This is a genomic window from Bifidobacterium sp. KRGSERBCFTRI (genome assembly GCF_025908335.1).
Map to the genome: position 1 here is coordinate 2,142,684 of NZ_CP109653.1, position 16,958 is coordinate 2,159,641.

Here is a 16,958-nt window from a genome sequence, read left to right on the forward strand (position 1 = left end):
CCATTGCATAAGGCACCAAATGGGCATTATACCGTGAAGGTGTAGACTTCGGCGCTCCGATGCCAGATCATCAGGGCTACAGCTTCTCGATGGGTGCCAGACGAAGCATAAGTCGCTTGACACCTGTGGAGCCGAAATCTACAGTGATCACCGAGTTCTTGCCCTTGTCCTGCGTCTGAACCACCTTGCCCAATCCGAAACGGTCATGGGTGATCCTGTCTCCCACATGGAAATCCGCGATATTAAGATCATTGTCGGCGGCAATCTGCGAAATGGGCATTCCCTGTGATTGAGGTGTCTTTGCAGTGGTGTGCCTGGTATGCACGGCACCCGAACGGGAAGCCGAGGAACGGGATGATGAGGAACCTCCATGCGACCGGTGGGCTCCATATGCACCCGTAGAGGATCCGGAGCCTCGCGAGCGGCCCGAGGAATACGATCCCGAACCATATGCAGTCTGGCCCGAACTCGATTTGAACGTCGCGGCGCTCCCCCACCCGGTGCCTGCAGCGGCATTCGACGCCGTACCCGAGGAACCGTAGGCGTGGGAACCGAAAGCCGACCCCGAGGAAGTGCGGGAGCGGCCCGAGGACCCATAGCTCGAGCGCCCATAGGAGCCTGCACCATAATCAGAATCCCCGTCATCCCATCCGCCGAATTCGTCGGAGAAGCCGTCGTCGAAACCATCGTTGCGCCAGCCGGAACGCATACGCTCCATACCGGCTTCGCGACGCTTCCAGTCGATGAGGGAATCCGGGATCTCGTCGAGGAACTGGCTCGGCATCATTTCGCTCTGACGCCCCCACTGCGCGCGCACGGCTGCGCGTGTCAGGTACAGCCTGCGCTTTGCACGCGTGATGCCAACGTAGGCGAGCCTGCGTTCCTCGGAGAGCTCATCCATGTTCTCCATGGCGCGCGAATGTGGGAAGGTGCCCTGCTCCATGCCCGTGAGGAACACAATCGGGTATTCCAGGCCCTTGGCTGTATGCAGTGTCATCAGCGTCACCTTGCCGCTGTCATGGCCCTCCCCCGGCAACTGGTCCGAATCAGCGACCAGCGCGGTGGTCTCAAGGAAGCCTGCAAGGGTGGTATCCGGCGTGTTCTGCTCGAACTCCGCGGCCACCGACTGCAGCTGGGAAAGGTTCTCCACACGCGATTCATCCTGCGGATCCTCGGATTTGCGCAGCAGCTCCAGCATATGCGACTGCTCGAGCACCTGCGCCACAATCTCGCTGGGCTTGGAGTCATGCTCTCCGGCGAATGTCCGCAGCGACGTCATGAGTTCACGGAAGGCGCGCACCGCATTCGCCGTACGGGCACTCATGCCCTCGATGTCCTCAAGCTGCTCGATCGCCCACCAGAACGTTTGGTTGTGCTCGTTCGCGAACAGCGTGAGTTGTGATTCCGCACGCGTGCCAAGGCCTCGCTTGGGCACGTTGAGGATGCGGCGCATGTTGATGTCATCCGCCGGGTTCACGATTGCCTGCAGGTAGGCAATGGCGTCCTTGACCTCACGACGCTCATAGAACTTCGTGCCTCCGATGAGCTGGTACGGAATATGCGCCTGAATGAGCCCCTCCTCAAGGGAACGGGACTGGGCATTCGCTCGATACATGATTGCCATGTCGCTGTAAGGCAATCCCTTCTCCTCATGCAGGTGGAGAATCTGTTGGGCTATCCAATGCGCCTCGAGTTGTGCGGTGTCGGCCGCGTACCCGATGATCTTGTCGCCTTCGCCGAGTGCGGTCCACAGTTTTTTCGGCTTGCGCGCACTGTTGTGGGCGATCACGGCATTCGCGGCATCGAGAATCGTCTGCGTGGAACGGTAGTTCTGTTCGAGCATGATCGTGCGCGCATCCGGGAAGTCCTTCTCGAAATCCTGGATGTTGCGTATGTCTGCTCCGCGGAATGCGTAGATCGACTGGTCGGAATCACCCACCACAGTGACCCACGCCGGCCCGCTCTTTCCGGCCTCTGTGGCCATGGGATCACTTGGTTCATGGGCATCCACACCCGCAAGCTCACGCACGAGCACATATTGGGCATGGTTCGTGTCCTGGTATTCGTCGACGAGAATATAGCGGAATTTATGGCGGTAGTATTCGGCGACATGCGGCTGGGTTCGCAGCAGCTCCACCGTGCGCACGATCAGATCGTCGAAATCCACGGCGTTCGCCAGGGCGAGACGATACTGGTATTCGGCATAGACCACTGCATACACCGGCTCCGGATCGCCTATCTGGCCGAAGGAATAGTGACGCATGCCGGGTTTGAAATCGGGAGCATACTGAGCCAAGGCCGTGCTCGCATCGGTGAGCTGGTTCTTGTAGTCGCTGATTCTGGCGAGGATGGATCGCGGGGTGAAGCGTTTGATGTCGATATTGAAGTCAGCGCAGACGAGCTTGATGAGACGCTCGCAATCCGCGGTGTCGTAGATGGTGAAGCCAGATTTGAGACCGATCTGCTCACCGTCCCGACGCAGGATGCGCACGCACGCAGAGTGGAACGTGGAGACCCACATGCGATCGGCCACGCCGCCGATCAATGCGCCAAGACGTTCGCGCATTTCGGCTGCCGCCTTGTTCGTGAAGGTGATGGCCAGCACTTGGCTTGGCCATGCCCCGAATTGGGTGAGGATCCACGCGATGCGTCTCGTGAGTACGCGCGTCTTTCCCGATCCCGCGCCGGCGCCGATCAGCAGAGCGGGCCCACGGTACTGCACCGCCTGGGCCTGCTGCTCGTTCAGATCGCCGATGAGCTCTTGGGGTGGACGGGCGATGAAATCAACGTCCTGTGGCAACGCATGTCCTTTCTCCACATCACGAATTCGGCTTTCAGTTGTACCACAGTCCATGTTCAACACAACGCCATGGCCCACCCGTATGCGCATGGTCATTTGGGCGGCGTATGCTATGCGCCATACGGACGCCATGTCATGGCGTGTTTCACGGTCAGAACAGCAGAGCAAAGGGTCGACATGCAGGAACTTGAAGAACGTATTCGAGAACAGGGCGTAGTGAAACCGGGCAATGTGCTCAAGGTGGACGCCTTCCTCAACCATCAGTGCGATGTGCGGCTGTTCGACCATATGGGTGCCGCCTGGGCCGAGCATTTCAACAACAAGCACATCACGAAGATCCTCACCATTGAGGCATCGGGAATCGGCATCGCCTGCGTCGCCGCCACCCATTTCGACGACGTCCCGGTCGTGTTCGCCAAGAAGGCGCAGTCCATCAATCTCGACGGCGAACAGTATGTGACCCACGTCTACTCCTTCACCAAGCAGAAGGAGTTCCCGGTGATCGTCTCGAAGAAGTACCTCAATGCAGGCGACCGCGTTCTACTCATCGACGATTTCCTCGCCAATGGCAAGGCCCTCAACGGGCTCATCGAACTGTGCGAATCGGCGGGCGCGATCGTGGAGGGTATTGGCATCGCCATCGAGAAAGGATTCCAAGGTGGTGGCGACGCCCTGCGTGAGGCCGGCTATGATCTGGATTCACTGGCCATCGTGGAATCGATGGATGCCGAGACCGGGGCGATCGAATTCCGCCACTGACAGAACGCAACATACCGGCTGTAGCCTGTTACCTGTTCCGCAACGAATACACGCATATCGACGTCGATCACGCTGGTATGCGTGTATTCGTTTTGGTATCGAAGAACACAGAGAGCAATAGAAGAAAAGAGAAACGGCAGAGGAATGAGCAACAACGCCAACCCCACCGCATCCGACGCCAACATGCGCTCGGATGAAGATCAGGAACGCACATTCGTCACCCCCGAGCTGAAGCGCGACGAGCGTGAATCCAAGGCGGAAGTCGCCGAGGAAAAGAGGAAGGGGTCCATCTCCTTCGAAGCGCTGTCCAGTCTCGACGCGCCCGTCTCGTTCTGGAAGGGCATCCCGTTCGGCCTGCAGCATGTGCTTGCCATGTTCGTGGCGAATCTGGCACCGATCTTCCTGGTCGCAGCCGCCGGGCATATGAGCCCGCAGGACTCCGCCAAGATCATTCAGGCCGGCCTGCTCGTCGCAGGTCTGGGCACATGCCTGCAGCTATACGGCATCTGGCTGTTCGGCTCCAGATTGCCAATGGTCACCGGCATCTCCTTCACCTACGTCGCCGCCGCCATCTCCATTGTGAGCCACAAGGGCTACGGTGCCGTGGTCGGCGCCGTCATGGTCGGCGGTCTGCTCGAGGTGGTGCTCGGTCTGACCGCCAGGTACTGGCAGCGTTTTGTGCCACCCATCGTCTCGGCTATCGTGGTCACTTCGATCGGATTCTCATTGTTGTCGGTGGGAGCCGAGAGCTTCGGCGGCGGAGCGGGTGCCGAGGATTTCGGCAGCTGGCAGAATCTCACTCTCGGCCTCATCTCACTGGTGGCATGTCTGGCGTTCCAACTGTTCATGAAGGGAACCGCCAAGCAGCTTTCGGTGCTGTTCGGACTGGTGGTCGGCTATATCGTGGCCATCTTCTTCGGCAAGGTCGACTTCTCCGGCTTCTCGCACCTGCAGGCGGTCAACGTACCCACATTCATGCCGTTCAGGCCTGAGTTCGACTGGGGCTCCATCATCTCGATCGGGTTGCTGTACATCGTTTCCTCAGTGGAGGTGCTCGGAGACACGGCAGCCCTGACCAAGGTCGGGCTCGACCGCAAGCCGACTGCAAAGGAGACATCCGGCGCGATTGCGGGCGATGGCCTCATCTCGTCCGTCTCCGGTCTCTTCGGCTGCCTGCCGCTCACCTCCTTCGCACAGAACATCGGTCTCGTGGCAATGACGAAAGTGGTCAACCGCAAGGTGATTCTTTCCGGCGGCCTGCTCCTCGTACTCGCCAGCTTCGTGCCAGCCATATCCGAGGTGTTCAATTCCATGCCGCAGGCGGTGCTCGGCGGGTGCACGATCATGATGTTCGGCAACATCATTCTCTCCGGCTTCCAAATGATCTCCGATGCCGGATACACCCAGCGCAACATCACGATCGCCGCGCTCTCCCTCACCATAGGCATCGGTTTCACGCAGGTCTCCAGCATCTTCGTGCATTTCCCGCCGCTGTTCCAGTCGATCTTCGCGCAGAACTGCATCGCCGTGGCATTTGTGGTGGCTGTGGTGCTCAATCTCGTCCTCCCGAGCGAGGACCGTTTCCTGGCTACTCCTGCGACCAACCGGAAGTGAACGGAATCGGGAAGAATCCGGATGAATGCGAGGGGCCGACGGTGTAATGCCGTCGGCCCCTCGCATTTCACACGGCGGAAGATTGCATATGCCATTCCCCACACGCATGCCGATGATGCCAACTTCGAATGAGGCGACGACGAAATCGAGGAATCCGCAAGTGCCGCACGCGTATTGTATGAGATACACGAGTCTGAAAAGATGCTATGCAAGCGATTACGCAACAGCTGCTCAGTGGTGAACGCGCACTGTTCCAAGGTCGTGATCTTCAGATCACGGATTGCGTGTTCGAGGACGGCGAGTCGCCGCTCAAGGAATCACGCAACATCGTGGTCAGGGATTCGGTGTTCCGCTGGAAGTATCCGCTGTGGTACAGCGAGGGCGTCGAGGTGGAGCACAGTCTGTTCGAATTCAATGCCCACGCGGCGTTCTGGTACTCGAAGAACATGACGTTCCACGACTGCACCATCCAGGCACCCAAGGAATTCCGTCGCAATGAGCATGTGACCGTGGAGCGCACCGCATTCACTGATGCCGCGGAGACCTTCTGGGAATGCAGGAAGGTCACATTGCGCGAAGTGAGCGCCGCCGGCGACTACTTTGCCATGAACAGTGAGAATCTGGACATACGCGATTTTCAGCTCACCGGCAATTACTGTTTCGACGGCGCACGGAACGTGACGGTGGATCATGCCCGTCTGATTTCGAAGGATGCCTTCTGGAACTGCGAGAATGTCACGGTGCGCAACTCGTTCATCAGCGGGGAGTATTTGGCATGGAACACGAAGAACATCACATTCGAGAACTGCACCATCGAATCGCTGCAGGGACTGTGCTACATTGACGGGCTGACGATGCGAGACTGCCGTCTGATCAACACGACGCGCTCGTTCGAATACTGTTCCGACATCGACGCCGACGTCACCACACGCATCGACAGCGTGGTCAACCCGATTTCCGGCGTGATTCGCGCTGCCGCATTCGGCGACGTCCTGCAGAACGACCCCGCGATAGACACGACGAAGATCCAGCTCATCAGCACAGACCTATGATTCACGGAGCAGCGAGGCACAACATGGACATTGACGAGCGCATTGCACAATTCGACTCCCCTGTCGACCGCACGGGCATCTTCTCGATGAAATGGGACGTGGCCGATGGGGAGTTGCCGATGTGGGTGGCGGACATGGATTTCCGCACGGCTCCGGCGATCAGCGAGGCATTGGCTGAACGCGTGGGCAACGGCACCTTCGGCGGATGTTCCCCGGGAATGGACCGAAGCGGTCGCGGATTGGTCGCTACGCCAGTATGGCGTGACGGTGGATTCTGAGCATGTGGTGTTCACCACCGGTGTGATTCCGGCGATCTCCTCGCTGGTGCGCTCGCTGACGAATGTGGCTGAGAAGGTCGTGCTCCAACCGCCGGTCTATAACATCTTCACGAATTCGCTAGTGAACAACGTACGTCGTGTACTGAACAATCCGCTGCGATACGAGCATGGTGTGTGCTCGATGGATTTCGAAGATCTCGGACGCAAGCTCGCCGATCCGCTCACCCGTCTGATGATTCTGCGCAATCCGCAGAATCCGAGTGGCAACGTGTGGAGCGACAGCGATCTGGCGCGCGTAGGGGAACTGTGTGCAAAGCACCATGTGACGGTTGTTCCCGATGAGGTGCATGGCGACATCGTGCGCCCGGGCGTCACCCATATGCCATTCGCCGCGGTCAACGAGCTGAACCGTTCAATCTGCGTGACCTGCTCGTCGCCATCGAAGGCCTTCAATGTGGCCGGACTGCAGTCCGCATATTTCATCTGCGACGATGACGGTCTCCGGGCACGTGCCGTGCGCGGCGTGAACACCGACGAGGTGGCCGGGCCGAACGATTTCGCCGTGTTCTCCACAATCGCCGCCTATGCAGATGGAGGCGCATGGCTCGACGATCTGTGCCGTGTCCTGCAGCGCAACAAGGACTACGTGTCGACGCAACTTGACGAGCATGCACATGACATGCTGCATATGGTGGCCTCGGATTCCACGTATCTGGCATGGATCGACTGCTCGGGCCTTCTTGATCGTGTGGGTGACGCCAATGCTGAGCGCTTCTGCGGTTTTCTGCGCTCACATACCGGTCTTGTGCTCTCGTATGGCGGCATCTATGGCGAAAACGGATCCCGGTTCGTACGCATGAATCTCGGCACCCGCGCCGATCTGGTCATCGGCGGCACGGCGCGCCTGCTCGCCGGCGCCGCGGCGTATATGGGAAACTAATCGAAATCAGGTTCGTACCGCCGCCGCGCATAGCGGATCACGAACCACCGCATGCACAAAGCGATGCCGATCATCACAACGAGTGGAAGCCAGAAGTACTGTGAACGGAAGGTGGGCAGGAAGTAAAGCCCCAGCGCTCCGAGCACACCGATGGCCACGGTGAAGTTGGTGAGCGACGACGATAAGTCGCATAGCCTCTTCTCTCCGAGTCTCATCTCACGGCGCGCATCGCTTTCGCTTTTCCCCAGCTCGTAGACGTTGACTTGGCGCAACGCACGGAAATTATAGAGGAACAGATCGGTGCGCGTTGCGTACAGACCCCCATACACATAACACCACACCCCCGCCGCGATGCTGGTCTGCGCAATGCCGGCGGCGATGCCGTCACCCATGCCATGACCGTAAGCCAGCAGCAGGCCATGGGTGACGAGAATCACCACGGTGCCCAGAACCACCAGAACCCCGCAGCGAATCCACCCCCGGCGCCTCTGCGACACTGTGTAGAACTGCTCGATCCGATTGAATGCGGCGTCGTATTCCCGGCTGTCCTCATGCGCATGCTTGAGAATCGTGTAACCGATCAGGATTCCAACGATTTCCGCAATGAACGATTCCGGATGCCGCTGGATATGCGGCAGCTCCACCAATTCCTTGGTCATGAGGCCAATCAGCCGATCGAGCCCTTTGACCACCTCCTGCACGTCGGCGGTGTTGCGTTCCGGCAATGCCTGCAGGAAGCTTCCAAGGGCGAATCCGAGAATGATGACGGTCACACCATTTGCGATGCTCAGGGCCCGGTTGGTCGCATGCCTGTCATAGCCGAAGCGGTCATCCTCCTCGGCTATCGCCTGCATCCGGTGGACTTGTGCGCGTATTGCCGCATTGTGGGCGTGTGCTGCCAAACCATCCTGTGCCCTGGTTCCGCTTCCTGGATTCTGCGTATCGGGAGACACTGGTGAATCTGCACCGCCCTTGTGTTGCTTCGTCATTGTCTCCCTCTCCTCCCCGGTGTCAACCTCTACAGACATTAGCGCATAGCTGGCCGGTTATTCTTAGTCTAGAGGCATAGACTCCGCTTGTGGCGCACCTATGCTCTCAGGCGCATACAGTCCCAGCTGCGGGCGTGCCGGACAACGCTTCCAACATCACCCCATAATCGTCCGCATCAATATAGATGGCGCATGACCGCGGAGGGCATCGCATCATGCCCTGCCCCTGCGTGTCAGTCGTCGCCGGGGCATCAGGATGGCATACGTCGATAAGCGTGTGCGAGGCGAGCGCCGCATTGCGAACCTGTCGATGGACCTCGCTGCTCCCGGTGTTGAGCACCACGCACACCGGGTGATTTCCTTCCACCACCCAGCACAGCGAATGGGCGGTATCGCCTGGCTGCGCCTCCACCTGATCCCCCAGCAGATGCGCGCGGATCCACACCATGTGCGGCAGGAACCTCATTGGCGGGATGAGATCGTGGGGTACGCCGTAGTAATCGCCGAAGAACACGCAAGGCAACACGTTGTCGCGTAGCAGAATGCATGCGTACGCCAACGGTTTGAACCATGGTTGCACCCAGGATTCGAGCGCCTGACCGGGTTGTGTGTCATGGTTGTCCACGAAGGTGCATGCATACGTCGGTTCACGCTCATACAGCGTGTCTGCGGCAAGTCCCCGCAGATCGAATCCCTCTGGGTTCTTTGAGGCCTGTTCGAAGCGGAAATGGAGCGCGACATCGAACAGCATCATGCAATGGTTGCAATCATGCAGGTACGAGGTCAGCTCGCTCGCGTCACCCGACCAGTACTCACCCACGGCAATGCCGGGATGATTGCCGTATCGTTGCATCGTGCGCAACCATGGCGCGAAGAATCCGGCGTCGATGCTTTTCACCGCATCGAGCCGGAAGCCGTCCACTCCTGTGGTCGTCGTATACCATATGCCCCAATCCGTAAGCTCTCTGGCGACCTCAGGTTCGTTGACATCGACGTCATCTCCCATGATGTAATCGAAGTTGCCGCGTTCATGGCTCACATTGTCGCTCCACTGCTTGCCGTCGAAACGCATGATGCCCGTCGTGCCATCATCGGTCGTGTAATCGGTGCCGGTGAAATCGCTCCAGTTCCATTTGAATGTCGAATACACGCCGCCGCGTTCGGGGAAATCGTATACGGTGTTCAAGGTGCGTTCGACCACGGTGGAGTCGCTTCTCGTGCGGTCGTCCACATTCACTTCATGTGTGCGCACGGGTTCCGTTCCATCGGCACCCATGCGGTGGTTGAACACGATGTCCGCGAATACACGAACACCATTGCCCTGCATCGCGCGAATCGCCTGAAGGTACTCCATGCGGGAGCCGTATTTGGTGGGAACAGAGCCTTTGGCATCGAACTCTCCAAGATCGTACATGTCATAGACGCCATATCCCACGTCTGAATCGCCGGCCTGCCCCTTGTACGCAGGTGGAAGCCAAGCTGTGGTGAATCCGGCATGGGCCACGCTCGGCGCCTGCGATGAGAGCCATCTCCATAGGTTGTGGCTTTCGGGCAGGTACCATTCGAAGCATTGCAACATGGTCTCATGGTTTGGTTTGTCTATCGCCATATCCGTTCGCGTCCGTAGGTGTCGTCAGTTGCCGTGTCCTGTTGCCTCCATGCTAACGACATTTACATCCAATACGCCCGTAGCTTGTGGCATATTGGATTGGCCCGCGCACTGCCACATTCAATCTCGGAGTGTGCAGGCGTTCACGAAGGAGCGGAATATGCACCTGTTTGGTTCGTCTACTTTATATAGATGTTCAGGATGCCATTGCACAGCACGATAGAATGCACTTCGAGGCCTGTAGATCGCTTCCACGAGACCATCCTCGCTGATCGCCATCGGATCCAACCCCTCGCCCAGCTTGCAGATGGCCTGATGATGCCGGCTGTTGACCGCAAGGTCGGTGTCGTGTAAATCTTCTCGCAGGGGCGTCCTGCTTAGAATGTGCACATGGTGGGCCGGCCGACCATAGGGTGGGTGCTGATGATGATCGACGTCGCTGGGATGTTCGCTCGGCAGATCCTGATACAGCGTCCCTCCGCAGAAGATGTTCATGATCTGCAGACCACGGCATATGCCGAGCACCGGTTTGTCGCTTGCAACGGCACGTTCAAGCAACGCGAGTTCCATCTCATCCCGCGCATCGCAGCAGTGCAGATTGCCGTATCGGTCCGATTCACCGTAGCATGCCGGATTCACGTCATGCCCACCAGTCATCACAAGGCCGTCGCACATGCCGAAGATCTGCCCGATCTCCTGTCGATCGGTCGTCAATGCAGGCATGAACGGCACTGCACCGGCCTCACGCAATGCATTCATGTACCCGGGAAGCATCCATAGGCTCTCCCGTTCGTCATCCACCAACGGCATCACCGCGACTACTGGCCTCATATGCCCTCCGTTCCCTCATCGTCATGCAGACATGGACATGAGCACGATAGCCAAGAGAGGAACATTCTCTGTGACATGACGATTACGAATCCATTTCAGCATCGAGGTGCGTGGATGCCAACCCGGTCGTAATCCGCATACCTGGCAGCTCCGAAGAATTGCGCGGCTTAGATGAACCTGTAACCGTGGCCCGTGTGCCCAATGAACCTGAGCAGATCCCCGTATTCGGGACTCATCGCCTTCGTGTTCGTATTCGGATGCATGAGCAGACGCTGTCCTGCGAGCGCAGTATCGACCAGCACCTCGACCTGTTGGTCGGCATCGTTGATGAGTGCGAGCGGAGTCACCGATCCGGGTTCGAGGTTCAATACGCGCCGCAGATCGTCGGCATTCGCAAATGAGAGCCGGCCCGTACCGATGATCTGTGCGAGAGCCTTGAGATCCGCTCGCCGATCCTCGCTCATCAGCACGAGATAGTAGTTTCCTTTTCGATTGGTGAGGAATAGATTCTTGATCGGGGTGCCGTCGATGAGCGTTCTGACGAATTGTGCGGCCTCCATTGTCGTAACCGCGGGGTGTGTGACTTCGGTGTAGTCGATGCCGAGTTCGTCGAGAGTATTGTAGAGCGTCACAGTGGTGCCGAGCATACCCAAGCCGCCTCCCAGGCATGCCCCATGCCATGATAAGCCCCTCATGCCCCTGTGTGCATGATGGTGTCTGCATCACAACCACAGTCTCCGACAATCACCATTCGGCTCTGCTGAGTAGGCGATGGGATATCGACCCTGATGCGGCCGTGCACACCAAGCAGACAACACCGCCAATCAGCATCAGCAGGCCGTCCGGAATGGAGGTCAGGGCGACAAGGATGTCCTGATTGTTTGTGACGGAAACGACGAGTACGCATATCGTAAAGATGACGGCCATCGCCACGATGCGCATCACCGCGGCACGGTCACGGAAGGCGAGAATGATAGGGATTTCAACCGCCACCGTCACCGACACCGTCGCCAGGACCATCACCAAGGCAACAGGCACCTGATTCCATGCCATCTGCGGGCTCAATGTGCCAAGGGCCATGAGCACAAGCGACAGGAGCATCGGAGGGATGATGGCGCCACAGTATTTCTCGATGAGATAATCACGGGTATTAAATGGCATCGTGAAGAACATGCGCCGACATGCCCGTGACACGTCGTTCTGCACTGTCCTGCATACCAGCATTGCCAGCATGAGCGGCAGGAATGCCACACCGAATGCATGGAGGTCGGAGAATAGGTAGAACACGGTCAACGCCAGCATGCACACCAGCAGCATGCGTTGCTTGCCAAGCCAGATTGCGTCTCTGACGAACAGACCTTTCATTGCATTGTCCTTTCCTGCATCGTTGTGGTTCGCGGGTCGGCACTCATCAGCGTGATGATCTCATCGATGCTCGCCCCACAGATCCCCACTCCGGGCAAGTTCTCCTCATAGAATCCGCGTTCGTCGGTAATGGCTTTCCAGCCGCCGGCCGTGCGCTGTTTGACGAGTATGTACCGTGGGTCTGCAGCTGACATCTGATCGTCGGTGAGCGTGAGCACCGCATATTCATCGTGCAATGCATCGATGGTCTCGTGCATGCGGATTCGGCCGCGGTCAATGAGGTAGAGGTCGTCGCACAGATTCTCCAGGTCGGTGGCGACGTGCGAGCTGATGAGCATTGAACGGCCTGGGATCTCCATGTATTCGCGGAGCAGGTCGAGCACTTCGTTACGGGCGATGACGTCCAGACCGGCCGTCGGCTCATCGAGGATCAGTGGTTCGGGGTGATGTGCCATTGCCATGATCGTTTTGCATTCGGCAAGCATGCCCGCGGAGAATTCCTGAATCTGCTGGTTCAGCGGAAGCGTGAACCTCTGCAGCTGTGCCCTGCACCATTGTTCGTCGAATGTCGTATAGAAGCGTTTGCGTTCGGCGATCTCATCGTTCAGCGTGAAGGTCGGCACGAACGTGCTGTCGCCGAAGGTGACGCCGGTGCGCGATTTCGCGTTCACCCACACCCGGCGGATGGGATCACCGAGAATGATCCCCTCCCCTCCAGCCGGCCTCGCAAGTCCGAGCATGAGCCTGAATGTGGTGGTCTTGCCGGAGCCGTTGGTACCGATGAGAGCGGTGATGGTGTCGTCCGGCACCTCCATCGTCACGTCGAGGTCGAAATCCGGGTAGTGCTTCGTCACATGGTCAAGTGCAATCTTCATGATGCTCCTTCAGTCCCTTCGGGGGCGTCGCCCGAATCCGCGGAGGTGTCTTCAAGCAGCATGACGACAAGCTCGAGGATCTCCTCGCGGGTCAGCCCAAGCCGCCGGGCTTTGGCGATAGCCTGCGCGAATTGCTCCTCGACCTGGCGGTTGAGCTCCTCGGCGACGATGTTCGGCGAGATCTGCGCGACAAAGCTGCCCTTGCCCTGAACGGTGACGACGAGTCCCTCCCGTTCAAGCACGTCGTACGCTTTCTTCACCGTCAGTGCGGAGATTCTGCAGGTACGAGCGAGGGAGCGAACCGAATCCAGCGGCTCCCCTGCCTTGAGTCTCCCCTCTTTGATGAGTGCACGAATCTGATCGACAATCTGTTCATAGATTGGCGTCATCGACGTGGTACTGATCAGAAGCTGCATCTCCCCTCCTTTCGAACGCGAGAATACAATGTGTCCAAGCTCGATATATAACAGTATATAACAGATAGAACAGTGCATATCTCTGTCGTGTTGGCTCACAGGCATGTTCACAGACATATTGCGCGACATTCCATATGACGAGATGTGGACACGATGATGAAAGACGTGAACAATCATTGGAATTCCAGCAATGCAACCGCAAGTTGACATCAGATCGCCGGTTGTCGGAGCAAATGCAACCGCAAGTTGGTGGCGCGCTTTCCGCATTTCGGGCATAGTAGGGGCATCGGCACCCGCGACGGTTGCCGAAACGAGTAGGCGCGAAGGAAAAGGACAGGACCATGGGCTTCAAAGACAATCTGCAGTATCTGCGTGGATCGCACAATATGACGCAGGAGCAGCTGGCAATGCTGATTGGCGTGTCACGACAATCCGTGAGCAAGTGGGAAAGCGAGAAGGCGTACCCCGAAATGGACAAGCTGCTCATGCTATGCGATATGTTCGGCGTGAGTCTCGATGATCTGGTCATGGGTGACGTGCGCAATGGAATTGCCATGTCGGCGAATCATGTCGAGGATGGGCTCCCAAAAGCACCGATGCCTGAGATGGAAGGGTCGGCGTTGCCTCAGGACATCACCGGCTACGAGGAGCACATGCGCAAATTCGACCTGATGATTCCCACGGGAGTGTCAGCCATCATCTTCGGCGTCAGCATCGGCAACCTGTTCGATTCGGACAATTCGATTCTGGGCAACAGCGATGCGAATGAGGTGGCGATGTTCCTGTGCATCGCCATAGGCACGCTCGTCGGTCTCGCCCTGCTCATTCCCGCCGGTCTGGCACACAGCGCGTTCAAACGTCAGCATCCCTATGTTGAGGACTTCTATACCGAGTCGGACCGTGCCGCCGCCCGCAAGGTGCTCGCGATCGCACTGATCGCAGGCATCGCGCTCATCATGGCCGGCATCGCCGTCAACGTATGGGCCGATGAGACGCTCCACGTAGACGAGGGCTGGCCCAGTACGGCGCTCCTCATGTTCGTCGCGGTCGGCGTGTGGTGCATCGTATTCGGCGGCATGCAGTATGGGCGGCTCGACATCGCCGACTACAACAAGGAATCGGAGGAGCAACACGTGCAGGAGAATGGGACGGAGTCAATCTACGACAAGGGGAACGGAGCGGTATGCGGCATCATCATGATCACGGCCCCCATAGTCGGCCTCACGTTGCTGTTCTGCTTTGACGGTGGACCGCACGGCATGTTCTGGATGTCCTGGGTGATCGGCGGTTTCCTCTGCGCAATCGCCTCGATTGTCACAGGACTCATCAAATCCACCAAATCCGTCTGAACGGCGCCCCGGCACAACATGGAGTGGGTAGAATATTGGAAACCGATATCGCAATGGAACGAGGAACATGGTGGACGGGAAAATCAGGCAGGCACTGGAGACGATGCCGAAAAGCGAACTGCATCTGCATATCGAGGGAACGCTCGAACCGGAGCTTGCACTGACGCTGGCGGACCGCAATGGAGTGACATTGCCGTGGACGGATATCGACGGCCTGCGAGCGCAGTATGAATTCGAGAATCTGCAGTCGTTCCTCGAGCTCTACTATGCGCTGATGAAGACGCTGAAGACCAAGGACGATTTTAAGGATCTCATGCTCGCCTATCTCACACGGGCGAATGCGAACGGGGTAAGGCATGCGGAGATCTTCTTCGATCCGCAAGTGCATGTGTGCACGAACGGATTGGATTTCGACATGGTGCTCGACGGCCTTCTTGAGGGATTGGAAATCGGACGGGAGCGCTTCGACATCAGCGGCGGTCTGATTCTGAGCATCGTACGCGACATGGATATCGATTCGGCGAACCGGATCCTCGACATGGCGGCGCCGCGAAAAACCGAGATTCTCGGCATCGGGCTCGATTCGGCGGAAGTCGGCTACCCACCGGCCGAATTCATCGATCAGTTCGCGCGGGCAAGGGACTTTGGCTGGCATTGCGTGGCGCACGCCGGCGAGGAGGGCCCGGCGGCGTATATCCGCGATGCGCTCAATCTGCTGCACGCCGAGCGCATCGACCACGGCATCCACATTCAAGACGACCGCGAGCTGCTCGAGCGCGTCGCACGCGACGGCGTTCCGCTCACCTGCTGCCCGTTGTCCAACCTCAGGCTGCAGGTCGTACACGACATGCGCGAGCATCCGATTCCCAGATTCCTGCATGAAGGGGTCGTATGCACGATCAACTCGGATGACCCCGCATATTTCGGAGGCTATGCCGCGGCGAACTATGCCGCGCTCGCCGACATCGGTATGTCGATGGAGGAATTGGCATCGCTCGCCAAGAACTCCATCGACGCATCGTTCGCCTCGGATGACCGCAAGACACAGCTCCATGCGCAGCTTGCCACATGGCGGACACAACATGGGCTCTAATCATTCCGCTACATCCACATCAATGAACAATCGCATGTGATGCATCAATGAATCAGTGATGATTCCGCGCAGCGCATCGCCATATTGTCTGCTGAGATTCAACACCAGATCCTGCTGTACGTCGTTCCAAGCATCGTAAGGCAGCTTGACGCCACTGCCGGTGATGAAATCACAGTAATAATATCCGTGTTCATCGAATCCCGCATGCACGGTCACCACGCCGCCCATGTAGACGTCCACGTCATCATATTCAACCGGTCGTGGAGGATGGCTCTCATTGCACAGTTCCTCTGCCCTGTCATACACGGACAATGGGAACAGTTCGATCTCCCCGACCACCGTGATTTTCCTGTCGTGATTCGTCAAAGAAGGAAGGCCCTTGCGCAGATAATCCCCGTGACTGCCACATGTGGGCATATCAGTGGCAGCCTCAAGACGTTGCCTATATTCCTTGCCAAACCAATGCATATACAGTTTGCTCAGCACCATCATGCATACCGGGTATTGTTCATTGCCCACAATCACTGCATCGACGCCACAATACGGGCACAACGCAGTGTCCTCGCCGTCGTCCTCCTGCAGCCATTGTGCAACTTCGTTCCCTGCGAATATGCCACCGCAGTGGAAACAACCGCAGCGCGCGGAATACTCGACCATGGCTCGGTTATGCGCGGTCTGGCTGTTCAGCTCGTTTTCATCGTCGGATTCCATGGGAGGAATGCACAACGACGGATCATCAGGAAGAATGCTTGGACTAGTCATGATTCAGCACCATAGTATGGGTTGCCGGTTTCCAAGGATGCGCGCAGTAACCGCCGCAAGGAGCATGCCATACCGCGCGCACATTCATCGCGTGTGAGCCGAATGAACTGTTCCCCAGAGCATCGAAGCGTCTCTGCTTGTGCTCGTTGCATAAGGTTATGGTATCGAATAGCAATCCATATCGGCATGTTTTGTTGTATCTTCCGTAATCCCCACTTATAAGAGG

Annotated in this window: 15 protein-coding genes; 6 read left to right on the plus strand and 9 right to left on the minus strand. The window is 57.9% G+C overall.

All coding sequences use genetic code 11. From position 1 onward, the window contains the following. Window positions 1–76 precede the first annotated feature (76 nt). Complete coding sequence (locus OGI63_RS09325) at window positions 77–2,800, minus strand: ATP-dependent helicase (protein WP_014483170.1); 2,724 nt, start codon at window positions 2,798–2,800, stop codon at window positions 77–79. Window positions 2,801–2,977: 177 nt separating this feature from the next. Here OGI63_RS09325 and OGI63_RS09330 point away from each other — a divergent pair, with 177 nt between their 5' ends. The 4 genes from OGI63_RS09330 to OGI63_RS09345 all read left to right on the plus strand — a co-directional run bounded on the left by OGI63_RS09330 (window position 2,978) and on the right by OGI63_RS09345 (window position 7,443). After that, a complete protein-coding gene (locus OGI63_RS09330) occupies window positions 2,978–3,559 on the plus strand; it encodes a xanthine phosphoribosyltransferase (protein WP_004217806.1) in 582 nt (193 codons plus the stop codon). A 144-nt stretch (window positions 3,560–3,703) separates the two neighbouring features. After that, the gene (locus OGI63_RS09335) at window positions 3,704–5,173 is read left to right on the plus strand and encodes a nucleobase:cation symporter-2 family protein (RefSeq protein ID WP_004217804.1); all 1,470 of its coding nucleotides are present in this window, start codon (window positions 3,704–3,706) and stop codon (window positions 5,171–5,173) included. Window positions 5,174–5,379: 206 nt separating this feature from the next. Beyond that, complete coding sequence (locus tag OGI63_RS09340) at window positions 5,380–6,225, plus strand: DUF3737 family protein (protein WP_004217803.1); 846 nt, start codon at window positions 5,380–5,382, stop codon at window positions 6,223–6,225. Between the two features lie 105 nt (window positions 6,226–6,330). Further along, window positions 6,331–7,443 carry a MalY/PatB family protein gene (locus OGI63_RS09345; protein ID WP_014482931.1) on the plus strand — a complete coding sequence of 371 codons (1,113 nt, stop codon included), beginning with the start codon at window positions 6,331–6,333 and terminating at the stop codon, window positions 7,441–7,443. On the opposite strand, the gene OGI63_RS09350 is transcribed toward OGI63_RS09345, so the two are convergent. The 7 genes from OGI63_RS09350 to OGI63_RS09380 form a co-directional block, all read right to left on the minus strand. Then, a complete protein-coding gene (locus OGI63_RS09350) occupies window positions 7,440–8,297 on the minus strand; it encodes a hypothetical protein (protein WP_004217799.1) in 858 nt (285 codons plus the stop codon). The genes OGI63_RS09345 and OGI63_RS09350 overlap by 4 nt on opposite strands. A gap of 241 nt (window positions 8,298–8,538) precedes the next feature. Further along, window positions 8,539–10,041: an alpha-amylase gene (locus OGI63_RS09355; protein ID WP_004217797.1), complete on the minus strand. Its 1,503-nt coding sequence runs from the start codon at window positions 10,039–10,041 to the stop codon at window positions 8,539–8,541. Window positions 10,042–10,161: 120 nt separating this feature from the next. Further along, window positions 10,162–10,872, minus strand: coding sequence for a gamma-glutamyl-gamma-aminobutyrate hydrolase family protein (locus tag OGI63_RS09360; RefSeq protein ID WP_014482933.1), 711 nt, complete (start codon window positions 10,870–10,872; stop codon window positions 10,162–10,164). 167 nt (window positions 10,873–11,039) lie between these two features. Next, window positions 11,040–11,519 carry a prolyl-tRNA synthetase associated domain-containing protein gene (locus tag OGI63_RS09365; RefSeq protein ID WP_004217795.1) on the minus strand — a complete coding sequence of 160 codons (480 nt, stop codon included), beginning with the start codon at window positions 11,517–11,519 and terminating at the stop codon, window positions 11,040–11,042. A 97-nt stretch (window positions 11,520–11,616) separates the two neighbouring features. Further along, the gene (locus OGI63_RS09370; protein WP_004217793.1) at window positions 11,617–12,237 is read right to left on the minus strand and encodes an ABC-2 transporter permease; all 621 of its coding nucleotides are present in this window, start codon (window positions 12,235–12,237) and stop codon (window positions 11,617–11,619) included. Then, entirely contained in the window at window positions 12,234–13,112 is an 879-nt protein-coding gene (locus OGI63_RS09375) for an ATP-binding cassette domain-containing protein (RefSeq protein ID WP_004217792.1), read from the minus strand. The genes OGI63_RS09370 and OGI63_RS09375 overlap by 4 nt, the downstream gene beginning before the upstream one ends. Beyond that, window positions 13,109–13,528: a GntR family transcriptional regulator gene (locus tag OGI63_RS09380; protein ID WP_004217790.1), complete on the minus strand. Its 420-nt coding sequence runs from the start codon at window positions 13,526–13,528 to the stop codon at window positions 13,109–13,111. Before OGI63_RS09380 ends, OGI63_RS09375 begins: the two co-directional genes overlap by 4 nt. A 341-nt stretch (window positions 13,529–13,869) precedes the next feature. On the opposite strand from OGI63_RS09380, the gene OGI63_RS09385 reads away from it, so the two are divergent. Continuing rightward, window positions 13,870–14,877, plus strand: coding sequence for a helix-turn-helix transcriptional regulator (locus tag OGI63_RS09385; protein WP_004217789.1), 1,008 nt, complete (start codon window positions 13,870–13,872; stop codon window positions 14,875–14,877). A 67-nt stretch (window positions 14,878–14,944) separates the two neighbouring features. Next, window positions 14,945–15,970, plus strand: coding sequence for an adenosine deaminase (locus tag OGI63_RS09390; protein ID WP_004217788.1), 1,026 nt, complete (start codon window positions 14,945–14,947; stop codon window positions 15,968–15,970). Here the strand turns inward: OGI63_RS09390 and OGI63_RS09395 are convergent, their stop codons facing one another. Then, complete coding sequence (locus tag OGI63_RS09395; protein ID WP_014482938.1) at window positions 15,971–16,732, minus strand: hypothetical protein; 762 nt, start codon at window positions 16,730–16,732, stop codon at window positions 15,971–15,973. Window positions 16,733–16,958 lie beyond the last annotated feature (226 nt).